General features: G+C 41.7%; 8 protein-coding genes. All 8 read right to left on the bottom strand.

What is annotated here, in order from left to right:
• Positions 1–843 (bottom strand): thioesterase domain-containing protein, encoded by an 843-nt coding sequence (locus L1286_RS16655; protein WP_235408172.1) that lies wholly within the window; start codon positions 841–843, stop codon positions 1–3.
• Positions 834–7,454 carry a non-ribosomal peptide synthetase gene (locus L1286_RS16650; RefSeq protein WP_235408171.1) on the bottom strand — a complete coding sequence of 2,207 codons (6,621 nt, stop codon included), beginning with the start codon at positions 7,452–7,454 and terminating at the stop codon, positions 834–836. Before L1286_RS16650 ends, L1286_RS16655 begins: the two co-directional genes overlap by 10 nt.
• 23 nt (positions 7,455–7,477) lie before the next feature.
• The gene (locus L1286_RS16645; protein ID WP_235408170.1) at positions 7,478–9,667 is read right to left on the bottom strand and encodes a DUF5916 domain-containing protein; all 2,190 of its coding nucleotides are present in this window, start codon (positions 9,665–9,667) and stop codon (positions 7,478–7,480) included.
• Between the two features lie 11 nt (positions 9,668–9,678).
• Positions 9,679–10,851: a succinyl-diaminopimelate desuccinylase gene (gene dapE, locus L1286_RS16640; RefSeq protein WP_235408169.1), complete on the bottom strand. Its 1,173-nt coding sequence runs from the start codon at positions 10,849–10,851 to the stop codon at positions 9,679–9,681.
• Positions 10,852–10,882: 31 nt separating this feature from the next.
• Positions 10,883–13,213: a penicillin acylase family protein gene (locus tag L1286_RS16635; protein WP_235408168.1), complete on the bottom strand. Its 2,331-nt coding sequence runs from the start codon at positions 13,211–13,213 to the stop codon at positions 10,883–10,885.
• Complete coding sequence (locus L1286_RS16630) at positions 13,210–14,511, bottom strand: FAD-dependent oxidoreductase (protein WP_235408167.1); 1,302 nt, start codon at positions 14,509–14,511, stop codon at positions 13,210–13,212. The genes L1286_RS16635 and L1286_RS16630 overlap by 4 nt, the downstream gene beginning before the upstream one ends.
• 29 nt (positions 14,512–14,540) lie before the next feature.
• Positions 14,541–15,209, bottom strand: coding sequence for a DUF6875 domain-containing protein (locus L1286_RS16625; RefSeq protein ID WP_235408166.1), 669 nt, complete (start codon positions 15,207–15,209; stop codon positions 14,541–14,543).
• Positions 15,210–15,223: 14 nt separating this feature from the next.
• Positions 15,224–16,812: non-ribosomal peptide synthetase (locus tag L1286_RS16620; protein WP_235408165.1), on the bottom strand; the 1,589-nt coding region annotated here is incomplete at its 5' end.

Below are 16,812 nucleotides of genomic sequence, written 5' to 3'. Positions count from 1 at the left end.
TCATGGGAAACAATTGCTTAATACGCGTGAAAGCACATCGACCTTCGCATTTGAAAATATGTCGAGATGCTCGCTTTCAACTTCTGTGATGCCAAATGCCTTTGTAGAAAATGCATTTAACTGTCGTTCAATCTCATCTCGCCGTGGCGCAATAACCCCATGCAAGCAAGACACATAGTGACCTTGCCCGTGGAACTGTTGACTTGGCTTGTAATTTGACATGAGACGCACATGATTCAGGTAGATTGGCTTAATGATTGAGTCTAAGCTCTCGACTTCCTCATCTTGCAAAGTCGAGTTTTCATGCGCGTATTCATATAACGTGAATAAACTGTCAATCAGCAATAGATTCACCTTTTTCCCTTGCTTTTCTAGCTCAAGAGCAAGTTCAAAAGCCACAGTGCCTCCCATAGAAAAGCCAATTAAATTAACTGTTTCATCGTGCACAGTTTCAACAACATTGTGCGTGTAGCAAGCGACCATATCTGCGAAGGTATGAAAGGGCGCGGCACCTGTAAAACTCGGGTCTTCCAAGACATTAATATTAAATGCATCCGCTAAAGGCTTTGCACATTGCAACAGCGAGGCTGAAGACATACCAGCGCCAAGGACAAAGAAAAGATCCGTCTTCGCGCCGTCACCCAGTTTCACCACCGCATGCTTTCGCTCAGAAGACAAAAGCGCAACAATATCGCCTTTATTAGCAACAATTTCTTGCTTTAACTGTGAGTCAAAGCACCCATTTGCTTTGACCTTGTATCCCAACTTTCCATCTTCCACAAACAAAATAACGCCGCTATTTTTACTTGCTTCCAGTAGTTGAATCGCTTTATTTATAGCCATCCTTCCTCCGTAAACTGCTCCGACGCCACAGTTAACTCACCGTCTATCATATGGCTTAATGCTTTGATCGTAACGTTGTTGTAAATGTCCTTAACCGTGAGTTTCACACCAATCTCATGGTCAATTCTATCGACAAGCTTCAGCACCAATAGCGAATGCCCGCCCGCTTCAAAAAAGCTATCATTGATAGAGACTGTGTCGCTGGGCATGGCCAGAAGTGCGCACCAAATCTCTAAAAGCTGCATCTGCACAGCCCCATTGGGCGCTTCGTATTCTCCCTGCTTGGTATAAGTAATTGGGCTAGGTAATGACTTATGGTCAATTTTCCCCGTGGCAGTCAAAGGCCATTGTTGTACTTCAGCGTAACTGTTTGGCACCATATAACTTGGGAGATTTGCGACCAAATACGTGTACAGTGCTTCAATCGAGAAGGCTGTTTCTGACTCATTCACAACATATGCAACCAGCTGATTTTCATCATCATGATCTGATTTTTGGATTAAAACTTGGCAATCTTTGACATCTACATGCTCCAGAAGCATAGCTTCGATTTCACTGAGCTCTATGCGATAGCCTCTGACTTTAACTTGATTGTCAACACGGCCAATAAATTCCAAATTACCATCGGACCTCATGCGCACTAAATCGCCCGTCTTATACAAGTGGCTATTGCGTTTTTGTCCATCAATCTCACGATAAGGGTTCTCGATAAAGCTCTTCGCCGTCAAATCAGGCTTATTTAAATAGCCCCTCGCAATACTCACCCCAGTAATGTAAAGCTCACCGATACTGCCTTTCGGTACGAGGTTTAAATGCTCGTCAGCAACAATGATCCCCCGCTCTCCTATTGCAGAACCGATGCTCACGTTATGCTTATCCGCTTGTATCACTGTATGCGCCGTTGCCGTTATCACTGTTTCTGTTGGCCCATAGGCATTTATTAGTTTGCAGCTCTGCGCAATTGGCGATTGGTACCAATGTTCCACCGATTTTGCAGGCAGCGCTTCACCCCCAACCACGACTTGACGTAAACTCGATAACGCCGAACCATGGAGATACTCAGAATCACTGCTTAACAACACCTTAAATAAAGCAACAGGCATATCCATTAGCTCTATCTGATACCCATCTACCGTGGTAATTAACTGGGATAGATCAAGCGGTCCATCATCCGGGAAGTGTACACACGCGCCATTGCTCAAACCGGCAAAGGTATGCTCTAAAAACGCATCAAAAACAAAACTGTTTAATTGCAGTACATTGCGCACGTCATCATGAAACGACCGCACAATATTTTGGATGTGTGAAACAATTGCCTTGTGCTCAACCATGACACCTTTCGGCTGACCTGTGGAGCCTGAGGTATAAATTACATAAGCAAGGTGAGTAGGTTGCACCTCACTATGGACTGTCACTGAAGGCAAGGATGTTATCTTCGCATCGTCAATATGAATAGCACTACAGTGCTCAGACATTGACGTGATATCCGTGGTGTTTAACTCTCCCGTGCACAACACGACAGACGCCTTTGTGTCCGATAAAATGTAGTCGATCCGTTCCTGTGGATAATTAGGATCTATCGGCGCAAATGCGGCACCGGCTTTTAATATACCCAGCATACCGACAATTAACTCGATACCACGACTTGCATACAATCCCACAACGTGTTCTGGTTTGACGTCGTGATAATCTCTCAAATACTGTGCAACTTGGTTTGCCTTAGCTTCAAGCAATTGATAACTAATTTGCTGGCCCTGATACATAATCGCCTGATTATCAGGGGTCACTGCGGCTTGTCGCGCAACGAGTTCATGCAAACACACAGAGGATGACTGAACGTGCGACGCTGGCGTTAAATAGCTATGGAGTTCCGTTAATTCGCTTTCGCTCAGCATGGTCAGCTGAGACACATACTGATATTCGTCACATACCAGGCTCTCTAGCAACTTTACAAAATGCCCATGTAGCCTCTGAATCGTGTCAGTTTTGAAAAGGTTTGTATCAAATACCCAATTAAACTCCAAGTGGCCTTCATGCCACTGCGCTAAAAGCTCCAAATCGAATTTGACCGCTGAAACGCACACTTCACCCAAGGCTTCCTGTTCGTCTGACCCTTGTGATTGTTCATCCGAAACCATGTCAAACATGATCTGAAATAGTGGGTTGTATTGGGTACTTCTTTGTACATTACACAACTCAGTAACACGCTCGAATGGTACGCTTTGATTTGCTTGTGCATCCAGATGAAGTGTCCGTATATGTGCAAGAAACGCGTCAATACTTTGTGCCTTGCAATCTGCGCGCAGTACTAAGGTGTTTACGAAAAAGCCAATGAGCGGCGCTAACTCAGCTTGCATTCGATTGGCAACGGGCACCCCTATTGCGACATCTGATTGATTACTGTGACGCGAAATCAGCAGTGAAAATACACCATGGAGTAACATGAACATGGTCATATTATGCGCTTGAGCAATGGCTTTTAGTTGCTGACTGAGCGCCTTAGGTAATGCCCACGTAAACTCAGCGCCCACATACGACTTATGCAAAGGACGCACATAATCAAGCGGTAAACTATGCACTAATGGCAAGCCAGCTAATTGTGCCTCCCAGTAAGCCTCTTGAGCTCTTATCGCGTCACTCGCTAACCACGCTCTCTGCCAAATCGCATAGTCAGCGTATTGGAGAGGCAGAGGTGCATAAGGGCTAGGCTGACCCGCTACAATAGCATCGTACTGCTGCTCAAACTCTTCCGTTAATATTGGCATTGACCAACCATCCGATGCAATATGATGCACAGTCAGCTGCATCACCGCTTCCTCTGTAGATAACTTAATGTAAGCTGCGCGTAACATGAGGTCTTGTTCGAGGTTGAAAGGCGTGCTGCTCTCATCATCAATAATGCTGTTCAGTTGCGTCGCCTTCTGCTGCTCATCGAGCTGAGCCAGATCGTAAACTTTAATAGCAAAATTAACGTCACTAAAAGGCGTAATACGCTGTACAGTTCCAGCTTCAGTGTCAATGTAAGTGGTTCTTAAAACTTCATGACGTTCAATCACTCTTAGTAGTGCAGTCTCCGCCGCTGCAACGTCAAAAGTACCATCCACCGGCCATGATTCAGGCATGTTATAATGCGCACTGTCGCCCTCTAAACGGTCCACAAACCACAGGCGCTGCTGGGCAAAAGATAACGGAATCGCAAGCGCATCTTTAGTTTGTGCTACTAACGGAATAAGCGCTTCTGCCCCCTGGCTCCGCTCAATGAAGGATGCCATTGCAGCTAGGTGTTCGCTGTCATAGGCCGATTTGATAGGTAGCTCTACACTCATCGAGCGCTGAATCTCTGAAACGAGTTTAATCACCATCAATGAGTGACCACCTAAAGCAAAAAAGTTTGCAGACGTTGACACTTGCTCAGCTTGAAGACCTAATAACTCAGCCCAAATCGCTACGAGTTGATGCTCAGTCTCACTCTTCGGCGCCTCGTAATCTTGCATCAGTATCGCAGATGAAGGGTTCGGTAGGGCTTTATGATCAATTTTACCATTGGAGGTCAATGGCCACTCGTTGAGGTCGACAAAAAACTGAGGGACCATATAGTCAGGCAACCTCGCAACCAAACGTTGACGAAGGCTTTGAATGTCTAGTGTTTGCGTTTTTCCAATCAGTAAATACGCGACCAGCTGAGCATCTGCGCCATCACTTAATTGCTTAGGTAAGACCAAGCAATCTTTAATCTCACCTTGCGCTAGAATCGCCGACTCAATTTCTCCCAATTCAATTCTAAAGCCGCGTATCTTAACTTGATTGTCATTTCGACCTATGTAATAAAACTCACCATGATGAAAATAGCCTAGGTCACCTGTTTTATACATACGCCCATTGCTGAACGGATCAGCAACGAATTTTTCTGCTGACATGTCAGGGTTATTCACATAGCCACAAGAAACCAACTCACCAGCAATGTAAATTTCTCCAGCGCAACCATGTGGGACCAATTCTTGGCAATCATTCATGATATACACTCTGTTGCCGGGTAAAGGGCGTCCCATTGCAAGTTTACCCTCGGAGTAATTTTTAGTCTGATCAAACTGCTCGACGGTGGCACACACAGTCGTTTCTGTCGGGCCATAATGATTAAATAACGCAATACGATGATGAGTGAGTTCATTAAAGTTGTGCAACGTCTCAACATCTATCGCTTCTCCGCCAAACGACACGGCGACAACAGGATCCAGATAGTCACCTGGGGAGAGCGCCATCTCTCGAATCCAATTTTTAAGCATTGAAACGGGGGCGTCTAGGTGCGTTATTTGATTGTCAAGGCAGTATTGATTAAGTGTTGATAACGTCAGCTCAGCAGGGTTTGGATACATCGCCAGCGTATTACCAGTCAACAAAATAGGAAATACATTACCAACGGACGCATCAAAGAATAGTGGCGGTATCATCAACACAGTAGAGTCAGTAAAATCATGCAGATCTATAAAACCGTTGCACAGATTAATTAGATTCGAATCAGTGACTTTAACGCCTTTTGGCAATCCGGTAGAGCCCGATGTATAGATAATATATGGTGCGCTATTTAAGTGTCTTTTTACGGCAACAAATTTATGATCAGATGCCGCTACCTGCGCAGAAACAGGCACAACCTTAACCTGTTCAGGGAGCAAATCTGCATCAAACTCAGTCTCCCTTTCGTTTATCACCACAACGCGAGCATCGCTGTCCGAAATAATATATTGGATCCGTTCTTGAGGCAGCGACGATGCGATTGGCACATAGGTCCCTCCCACAAGCAGCGTACCTAAAATTGCTGCGATAGACTCAAATGAATAGCGACATACGATAACTACCCTATCGCCTGCAACGACTCCTTGTTGTACGAGTGAAGCCGCAATTTGATGGCTTTTTTCTTGTAAGTCTTGATACGTGTATTGTTGCTGTTCATCAATGACTGCTACGCTTTGAGCGCCATTGACAAAAGCATCGGTGATAATTTTATTCAGTTCCACTTCTGCGTTCAGCACAAATGTCGGCTGACTATCAACAGCATTCATGTAGGTTGCTTGCTCAACCTCACTGATAGTTAACAATTCTCTTAACGTCGCGTTAGGGGCATCGACAATGCGATGAATTATCTCATTCATCGCCAGCGCGAATTTAGTGATCGACTCAGTCATAAAGAGCGATGGATCATAGATAAGGTCCAGCTCAATATCATCACCCAAACTAAATACGAAATTAAGGTCTACCGCTGATTCGGTGTCTTCAGTGTCCCAGCTCTCTTTCAATACTGATGGGCTATCAGGCTCGGCATCTGTGGTATCCACGTCAACATTCAGCATGATTTGATACACTGGCGAGAACGCTTGACTACGCGTGATCGACATATTTTCAAGTATGATGTCTAGACTAATCTCTTGGCTGGCTTGAGATTTAGCATGCAACGCGCTGACTTTGCTCAATAGACTTACAAATGCTTCATCAAGATCTTCAACCTTGACTCGAAGTACCAGCGTATTAATAAAGTAGCCGAGCAGCCTCTCTAAATTCACATCGTTTCTATTTGAGCTTGGTATACCTATCACGATGTCTTTAGATTCAGAATACATCCCTAACGACAACACCATCACAGCATGTAAGAACATCAATGGCGTCACGGAGTGTTGCTTACAAAATGCATATACTTGAGCGCTGACCGCATCATCGAGTACAAATGATTCTGACTGTGTTTTGCTAGATTTAACTTCAGGGCGACTATAATCCAATCTGAGATCATGAACGGCCGGAATATCACTCAGCATATCTAGCCAAAAGTCTAGCTTTTCTTGATACCCAGCAACTTTATTGTGGGCAAGGTGATCAGCATAGTCCACGTATTGGATCTTTAATGGTGGTAAAACACTGGGCGCTCCGTTAGCCAAATATAACGCGTTAAACTCATCATAAAGTAACCCAATTGAACTCCCGTCAAAGGCAATGTGATGTACTTGAATAACCAATACTTGCTTGACACTACCCAGCTTTTTCGATTTACCTTTAACAAGTAATGCGCGAAGCATTAGATCATGTTCAAGGTTGAATGGGTGCTTGAATTTATCTCTCCGTAAATCATTCAGTGACTTGTCGAAATGTTCGTCCTCATACATCACCTCTTCACAATCCACCTTAAAATCAAAGGTGTCCCTGATCAGCGTTTTTGGTCCATCAGCTGTATGCACGTAGTTAGAGCGTAGCACCTCATGGCGCTGAATGATGGTTGAAAAGCACTTACTCGCAAGTTCAAGAGAGAATTGTTCATCCACCTCGTACGAAAACTCAATTACATTATCTAGTGCCCCATCGCCTATTTGCTCTTCGAACCACAAACGTCCCTGTGCTGGAGAGAGATTGTACATCGCGTCGGCACGACGAGGGAGCCTTTTAACGCCATTTGATGGTGCGAAATGTCGGCTGTAATACTCAATAATTGCAGCTTTATTGTCCTTTATTTCCTGAACTAGGCTTGCAGAGACTTTATTATTACTTGAAACTTTTAATGTTTCATTTTCTACCGAAAGCTTAATACCGTTTTGAGATAGTCTCTTCAGTAAAGTTTCTATTGAATCCATTTTATAATAGCCATCAAAGTGAATTAAAATACATATTTTATTTTGGAGATAAAGACATCTTCTCCGTTTTCAAATAACAGATCAGAGAAGCCTTTTGATTTGTTTTTAAGGTTTTTACCAAGGTAGTTTTTCTCTGAAGACTTGTTGTATACAACCAATACCTCTAAGCGATCATTTAACTTAACTCGATATCGAACTTGTGCGCTAACTACTTCATCTAAGAAATCGTCACCTGACGATGTAGAAGAAATATTACCGGCCTGATCAACTGATAACATTGATATATTAACTGCATCAACCTTTTGGTATTCTGCTTTAAAAATGAGCTCATTATCTTTACCAAAGTTGAATGTACCACTTAAAGAATAACTATCTGAATCAGACTTATACCGACCTAGCTCATTTTCAGATTCTCCAATAACCCAGTCATTTGACTTTTCAATTGTGGTATCAACGCCAATACTAAATAGCTCACTTATTTTTGCATTCGTTGATGCATAGTAGCTATCTGTCCAGTCTGATAAACCTTGCTGATAACGTTGGTAAGAGAGGCTATATTCAAAGATTGAATGTCCTTCATCGGTAAACTCAACATAGTATGAATTGAGAGAAGGAAGGTGTACCACTTGATTGTCATCTAAAGTGTTGTCATTAAACCCACTTTCAGTATACAAATATTCAAAGTGTAAATTTGAAGATTCAAAAATAGTTGCATCAATTTGATAATAATACTCATCTTGCAATTGATAACCAGTTAAGTTCTTAGAGTATTGAATACCAACAGCTTGGGTGTAGCTAGAAACAAACTCCTCTGGTTCATTAACAATATACTCAAAACGACCACTTACCTTAAATATATTCCCTCTTTCATTATAACCAGATGAGTTAATATCAAACCCATCTTCTAAATATATACCTCTAGATTTAAATCTAAAGGCTTCACTATAATCATGTCTAAAGTCATATACAAAACCATTTTTAGAATCTGACTGAGCATTATCATCACTCACAATAAACATCGAATTGATTCTACTTTTATCGCTCCAATAGGCCATATCAAGCGTATGGACCTTTGATATTTCTCCACCTATGTCTGCATAGTTTGACATCACACCAACATACGCATTGTCGAAATCTTTCTTCGCTCTAAAAAGCGCATAATTATTGCGCTTTCCAGGTACTACACTCTCTTCTTGAGCGACAAATGCCCCATATTGAGCAGAACCCGCATTCAAGAAATATTTGGCAGCAAAATCGACTTCTTGACTTCGGCTACTGTCACCAACACGCCGAGTATGAAACACAATCACTTCATCAAAAAAGTTGATGTTAAACAACTCATTGTTCCTACTAAAGAAATGGCGCTTATCACTACGCAAAGTTTCTGTCGATGAATAATTAAGCACGATCTCATCACTTTCTGCAGTGCCAAAGTCGGGTTTAACAGTCCCCATCACTTTGTGTTTGCCACTGTCAATACTAAAGTCAAAGTCCAAGCCATAGTTCAATTTACTATTGGTCAGCGAGTCGCCACTATTTAATATGTAACCTTCATATCGACTGTCAAAATCCAGCTCGTACGCTGCGGTTTGAAACTCATGTTGTTTAAGCAAGAAGCTTGGGTTATCAGGTTTCGTATATGGGAAAGCAAATTTTTCAGATTTCGCTTTGATTTCTCGGCTAAACCAGAGCTTTAAAACGGGATCATCTTGATTGATGTTGGTTGCAATGATATTCGCTGGAATAAGTATTTCCGTGAACCATTTGTCGTCATTTTGTGATGAAGCAAACTGCCAATCTAAATCAACATCATAGTTATACCCATTGGTAAAACTATAAGCTGCATCCGAGTAGCCCCCTCCTAGTGACACTGAGAAGTAATAGCTTGTTTCGTTGCCAAACCCTACGATTACTTCGTTGTTGTCTGCACTAGAGTCTTCATCTCGTTTGTGATAGCGACTTACTCGTGATTGCTTATCTTGACTATTTTCAAAGGCAATATACAAACCATCTTCAGTGTTTTTAATATAAACAAGGGTGGTATCTGAGGAAACTTTATTCGTCTCAGGTTCCACCTGTCTAAAGTCATTCAATAAGGTCGCGCCTTTAAGTTCATCAGATGTAATAACTCCATCGATGACTTGCGCTCCAGAGAATGGAGAAAAGCACATTAAAGATAAAGAACAAACTGCGTGCCTAAAATTAAGTTTCATATATACCTTCACTACTTTGACAATAATATTTCGAACAGATCTATGTAGATTTGCTCTAATAGTTTCAAATCAGAAACACTGACATTTTCATTAATTTGATGGATTGTTTTATTTGGCAGTCCTAATTCAATTGTCTGCTCACATATTCTCGATATGAAGCGTCCATCTGATGTACCTCCAGATGTAGAAACGATCGGGTACTTACCTGTTATTTCTTGAATTACACTACTTGAAATATCGAGAAGATTGTCACCTTTCCCATGCGGAAAATTAGACATATAGGGAGGGCAGTATCTATATTTACTGAGTTTATAATTGTCCTGAACTTGCTCAATACTCTGCCTTATAAAATCATCAATACTCTGCTCTGATTCTTTAGCACTAAAACGCACATTTAGAGACAGTTTAGCTTTTCTTGGTATAATATTATCTGTCCATGCGCCAGAATCTATGTGCGTTATTTGAATCGTCGTCCCAGGCAAATTATCACACCCCTTGTCAAAGTTGTGATTTATGATATTTCTAATAATATCACTTAGCCTGTGTATGGCATTAATCCCCATGTCAGGATAGGCAACGTGGGCGGCCTTACCTTCGATTTCAATATCGTAACTAATTGCGCCTCGTCTTCCTATTTTAATTGCATCACCAGTATGTAAACTCGATGAAGGTTCACCAATAATACAATAATCAAGCTTTATATTATTTGACTCAAAATACTCTACTAATAAGCGTGTTCCATACTCAGCTTCACCTTCTTCATCACCTGTAATAAGAAAGTAAAAGCAATAATCAGTCAGATTAAAATCCAACTCTGATAGGGCCGACAACGCACACGCGATCCCCCCTTTCATGTCGACAACACCACGCCCATAAATATGGCCTTGCTCTATTTGGCAAGCAAATGGAGCGTGTTTCCACAAACTACTATCTCCTGGTGGCACTACGTCTGTATGGCCTGCAAAAGCGATGCTTTTTTTCTGTCCTTGACCTATTTTGGCAATAAAGTTTTTAACACCTTTCTCTTCAATTTTAATAATTTCTGCACCAAATTGCTCAAGCTGCGCTATTAACCAATCTTGGCAGCCTGCATCCTCTGGTGTAATAGAAGCGTACCCAACTAATTGCTTTAGGTATTCCATTGCTCTTGACTCAATATGAGTGACTTGTTCTGCAATACTCAAAATTATGCTTCCTTAAATAAATGTTATTCCGTTAGTTTTTAATATATGTGGAACTGATACGATTACTTTTGATGTTGTTCTTATCAAACGGGAGCGGACGCATACCTTTTCCAGACATATAAATATGCGTGTCTTTATGTACAGTCTGCTGTAACGGGTTAGAGGATTGAGGTGTCACTAATAACCCGGATGGATGAACGCGGCCATCTTTAAATGTAACAGCCATAATCCAACTCGAACCCATTTTGATCTCATACCCTTGCGCTGTTAAGCCCGTGTCAGACACAAGTTCATTTTCGCTCGTCTGTTCAATACGAGAGTTATTCCAAGTCCAATTTGCGACCCAGTTAAACCCACCCTCTTCGTCTATCAAACCAGGATAGAGTGGTCGATTCTGAAAACCTAAATACGGCGTTGCATATTGGTGCTCATTTAGACTCGCAGCAATATCAATACCTGCGGTTTCAAGGAGGGAAATACTGTACTTCAGGGTTTCAATGACTTCATCGTGTTGCTTGAGTCCATAAGGTGTCGTGATAGGATGTGCTGGATCAAACTCGCCACGTGCAAGCGATTCATAGTCGAGGTGATATAAGAACTCCCTCATCAATACACTACCAGGCGAGCTCAAATATTGTCGATTGTCAAAATTGGCAATCAGCCCACACGCTTTTTTCAAACCCGGACTTGTCTCAGCATGGACTTTACACGTTTTATTTAAGTCTTTTTCAATAAGCTGAAAAAAGTAGGACTCATTTTTGAATAGTATTGACGTCACTTCATCTGTTGAGATTTTACCGTCGTCTTTAAGGAATGACTTGATAGATTGAATAGCTTGCCTAGTTCTGAAATTAACCTCTGTCCCTTCATAACCAAATAAGGGGGAATATCCTTCTAGTGGCGCCTCAGGGTTACTCATCCAATGGGTGTCATTGGAATTTTGTACATAATCATCACGAATTAATACCGGTAACTGGGCTATGGCAACTTTATCACCGAGTATGTAATCCGATGAAGAGCTGGGCAGCACTAGATGGTCGGTTGTGGCCAAATACGCTTGGTATTTTTCTACACTGGTCGCTAAGTTCGCTGCCTCTTCAGTAATTTGATGTACCGAGTTATCCGCAATAAATGCAGCTTTGCCTTTGGCATCACTTGCAATTGTATTGTTGAATACTAGGCCATTATATTGCTCAAAACTTTGGGTAACCTCTTCAACAGATGAGGCTTTGTTTAAAGCAAGCCAGTGGTCGATCAAATCAGGGTTGTGTAAATTTACATCATTCAAGACAAAGAAACGTTGCTTGTCCCAAGAAAAGAAGTCACTCTCAATGATAGGCCCCAAATGCGTTGTATAAACAGGCACTTGATGTTTAACTAATTGATTACCCTCTTTGACTTCTATGACTTCATTTCTTTGCTTTACCGGGTATTTTTTATCATCAACCACATAAGTCATCGGGTTCTTTTCCGATGTACTCATTTCATAGATGACGACTTTATTTGCTGTTGAGTAGGTATGACTCCAAGCAACACGATTATTGAAACCAATATTAACAATACCAGGAAAGCCAACAATGGAAGCGCCCATAACATCAAGCTCGTCCTTCATAACATGATGTACTTGCCAAAACTTGTAATACCCTTCCAACGGAAAGTGCGGATTACCCAGTAAAATACTTTGACTTCCTTTGGCATTCGCCTTGCCTATTGCCCAAGCATTAGAACCCAAAACGGGCGCTTTTTTCTCATTAGGCCGCATGTTAACTGCAAACTTACTTTCATTGCTAGGCGGGGCCGCTGTGACCAGTTCTTCCCCCCAACCCTCAGCACCAGCGAAAATAGAAATGGAATTTAGGTAGCCAAGGACGTCCGCAGTAGAAATACTTTTCACCCAGGGTTCATCGATGCAGGTACCTGTTTTTGTTTGTTTTACCTGTACAAGGTATTTATTGTACCCCCGCACATAACCTTTAATAAGCTGCTGTGAGTTTTCGCTCAGTTGTTCGAAGCGAGCTTGTGCCTGCCCATGGTCATGTAGTGTTTTGGCGACATAATCACTGTAAAAGTTTAACCCATCATTTTTTTCATTGAGATCAGCGCCAAAGTATTTTGACCGTTCACCTCTGATGTGAACATAACGATCTGCAATCAAGCAAACATTGTCTTGTGCCTGTGCATAACCATTGCCAAAACCAATCCCGGATAAAGTATCCGCATAAATATGTGGGATCCCATCTCGAGTTCGAACTATGCTTGCTGAATATTGATTTTCAGTAATCGGCATCACAGCTGGGGCCTGCGCCCCACTGTAAAATGTCGCGATGCTCAATGAACTGGATAGTAATAGTGTATATCTCATATTAATACCCAAGCTACGGCGATAAGTGCAACACCAGCCACAGAGAGAGCCGTAACCCTTTGCTTCTTATGCATGGCAATTGCCTGATCATATGGAATAGTCGTGTGCGCTATCATTGTATAGAGCGGCTTCCAAAGCTGTGGCGCAAAGTACCCTAGCCAGTAATCGGTTTTTTTAAAGAAATTAAACCAGCGATTATTCACTTTATTCTTTAACTCAATAAAATTGGCTTTAGATAAGCTTTGCAATACGTCGATTTGTGGCTTTCGAACGGACTTAAACTGCTTCAATGCGGCACCAATATCATGGGTGTTCCCCTCGATGCATGATGTCAAGAGTTTGCAGTCTTCCAAACTGGAGTTCATACCTTGACCGTAGAAAGGGTACTGTGCATGACACGCATCCCCAATTAACACCACCCAATCCTCGTGATACCAAGCACTTGTCGATATGTTCACCAACTTGCCAACCGGTTTCTCAAACCACTCTTTGGTGATCTCATCAATTTCAGGTAACAGGTCTTTAAAATAATCCGCGAATAGACTTTGAACATCGGCCTCGCTTTTTATCGAATCAAACCCTTGCTCACCTTCCAACGGCATAAACAGAGACAAGGTATGTGAGCCATCTTGATTTGGGTGAGACACTATCAATAGCTGATCACGTGGCCAAACATGCAATGCCTCTTGAATTATTTTAGAACTACCATCAAAACTTGGCTTGAGCGTAAGTTCTTTATAGCCCCAGTCTAAAAACTCTTGGCTATAATCGACACTGTTCCCCTTTAAGATGGACTTTCTCACTGCGGAGAACGCCCCATCTGCACCAACGAGTAAATCACACGACTCTGATATGGTGCTACCATCATCTTTTTCTAAAGTTAAAACACGCTTGCCTGTATCTACTTCAAGCAACTTCACATTAAACATGACATGAATGTTTTGATGCTGTTTTACTTTCCCAATTAGGATTTCGCTTAATTTATTTCTATCAATAGAGTGCAAAACTTCTTCTGACGACTTTCCATACTTTTGAAAATGAATGGCACCGTCGCCACCATGAATTGCGCGACCTTTCATGGTTACTGAGGTTTCCAATACCGCTTCATCGAGGCCAACTGCACGTAATGTTTCTATACCGCGCTTAGATAACCCTAAATTGATTGATTTACTCTCAGAGTGAACCGTAACCGTTGGGTCATCCCTTTTCTCATAAAGTTTTACCTTATGACCTAAATCTGCCATTAATAAAGCAAATGAGGCTCCTGACGGTCCTGCACCGATAATACTAATATCCATGTTAATCTCTTTCTTATTCACGTTATCAATTAAGCTTCTTCTAAAGGAATATTAACCATCACATTTATAACCTCTTCAAACCTGGTATCACTAATATCAGAACCAAGATTTTTTAAATATGAAGAAAGGTTAAATATTTTATCCTTTGAGTTATACTTTTCCGCCTTTAGAAACTCTAAATCAGTGTCAACCATCAGCCTCATTGCTAAAATCGGGAATGGGCTAATTAAAGGTTTAAAATCCTTATTCCTAAGCCCTTTACCAGAAGCATGTTTATGAAATTCACCAAGCATCATTCCTTTTAAAACAAACATTTTTTGTAAGTTTTTCTGAACCGCATCAATCGTTGCGAAGTCCTTTTCAACCAAATCTGGAAAAATAACAATACTGGACTGGTATATCGTATTTTTATCCTTTGGAGTACAGCTTCTAATAAAGTCCTCAAAGTAGTGCGTAACGACACTTTCAACTTCGTCTGCTGATAGGTCTTTACCTTTAACTTCAATCACCTTTATTGCATTCAACTGAGTCGCTCTTGCTGTAAAAGGGCATATATGGCCTTTCCTTCCCAAATCAGGGTGTGGCTGACATAAATAGTCAGCAACCCATCTCGCCACTTCATATACCGAGGAGCCTTTTTCAGTTTGAAATGCTTCCTTTATTAGATATTCGCTTATACTTAATTTATTGAATAACATTTTTGTTCTCTTTTTTATATTTCAAAAACCGTAGCATCTTCATCAAACTCATCTTCCATAGAGAAAGTATCTTTATATAATGAAATGCTATTCGATATTTCCCTTACCGTCGGAAAATCATATATAAGCTTAACCGGCAAGTTCACATCAAATGATTCACCAATTAGATTTATCATTTTCATTACCAATAAAGAGTGTCCTCCTATACTAAAGAAATTATCATCAACACCTATTTCAGAACTGTTTAAACCTAACAAATCACTCCAGATATTAATTAAGTTTTCCTCTATATCGTTAGAAGCACCAACATAGTTATTACTAACATTTATGCCAAAGATCTCTGGAAGCACATTTTTATTGATTTTCCCATTCGGATGTAATGGCCAATCAGATACAAAAGTAATAAATGATGGAATCATATAATCTGGTAACAGATCTTTTAGATGCTGGCGTATACTTTGTTCGGACATATCTACATCATGAACAACACTGACATAAGCAATAAGTTGAGCTTCACCACTGGGCGTAGACTGCGCCAAAACAACCGCCTCACTGATGCCATCAAGCTGTGATAAGACGACTTCAATTTCGCTGAGCTCTATCCTGAAACCTCGGATTTTCACTTGCCCATCAATTCTGCCTAAATACTCTAGCTCTCCGTTTCGATTCCATTTCACTAAATCCCCTGTCTTATACAGCCTTAAATTACTCAAGTGCTCGCTGTCGTCATCAAATGAAAAGTTTAAATATTTCTCTTGTGTTAACTCAGGGTTGTTCAAGTAGCCACGTGTTACACCCGCGCCTTCCAAGTACAGTTCACCAACAGACCCAAACGGCACTAGGTTCATTTGCTGATCAAGAATAAAGCCCCTTGTAAAATCGATGGGATAACCAAGAGGGGGAGTATCCGTCTCTGGCGCTGTAAACTTACGAACCGTGGAGTACGTTGTGTCTTCAGATGGTCCGTATAAATTCACCACCTCAGTGACGTTCTGATAAGCAATTAACTGATTGAGAAGTGACAAATTCAGTTTTTCACCTGCAGAGTTGACCGTCTTCACTGAAGCTGGAATGGCATTGGCTTTGACTAATACTTCAAGACCTGAGGGCACAGAGCTCACTAAAGAGATTTGCTCATCTTCATAGTCCCTTTCCATCAGTGAAGTGATACGATCCACGATGACTACTTTGCCGCCTACAGTGAGAGGAGCAAAAAGCTCAAAGACGGAGACGTCGAAGTTGATTGACGTACTAAATAACACACTACTCAATTGTTCAGGGCGATAATAACTTCCACACCAAGTTAAAAAAGACACCGTGTTACTATGCTCAATCATCACGCCTTTAGGTTTACCCGTCGAGCCTGACGTATAAATGATGTACGCCAAGTCTTGCTCTGAGCAGTCTGCCTCTGGGTTGCTGTGTGGTTGCGCCGCGATCGCCGCATCGTGCAGGCTTACCCACTGACATTGGCTATTCGCTATCGGCGCGGCGTCCGTTTTTAGTGTACTCAACACAACCTGTGCTTGTGTGTCGGATAACATGTAGCTCAAGCGCTCTGCTGGGTAATTCGGGTCCAGTGGCACATATGCCCCACCCGCTT

This window comes from Pseudoalteromonas sp. SMS1 (assembly GCF_021530565.1).
Lineage (GTDB): Bacteria > Pseudomonadota > Gammaproteobacteria > Enterobacterales > Alteromonadaceae > Pseudoalteromonas.
The sequence above is the reverse complement of the archived record's forward strand: the minus strand, read 5'-3'. Positions and strand labels throughout refer to the sequence as shown.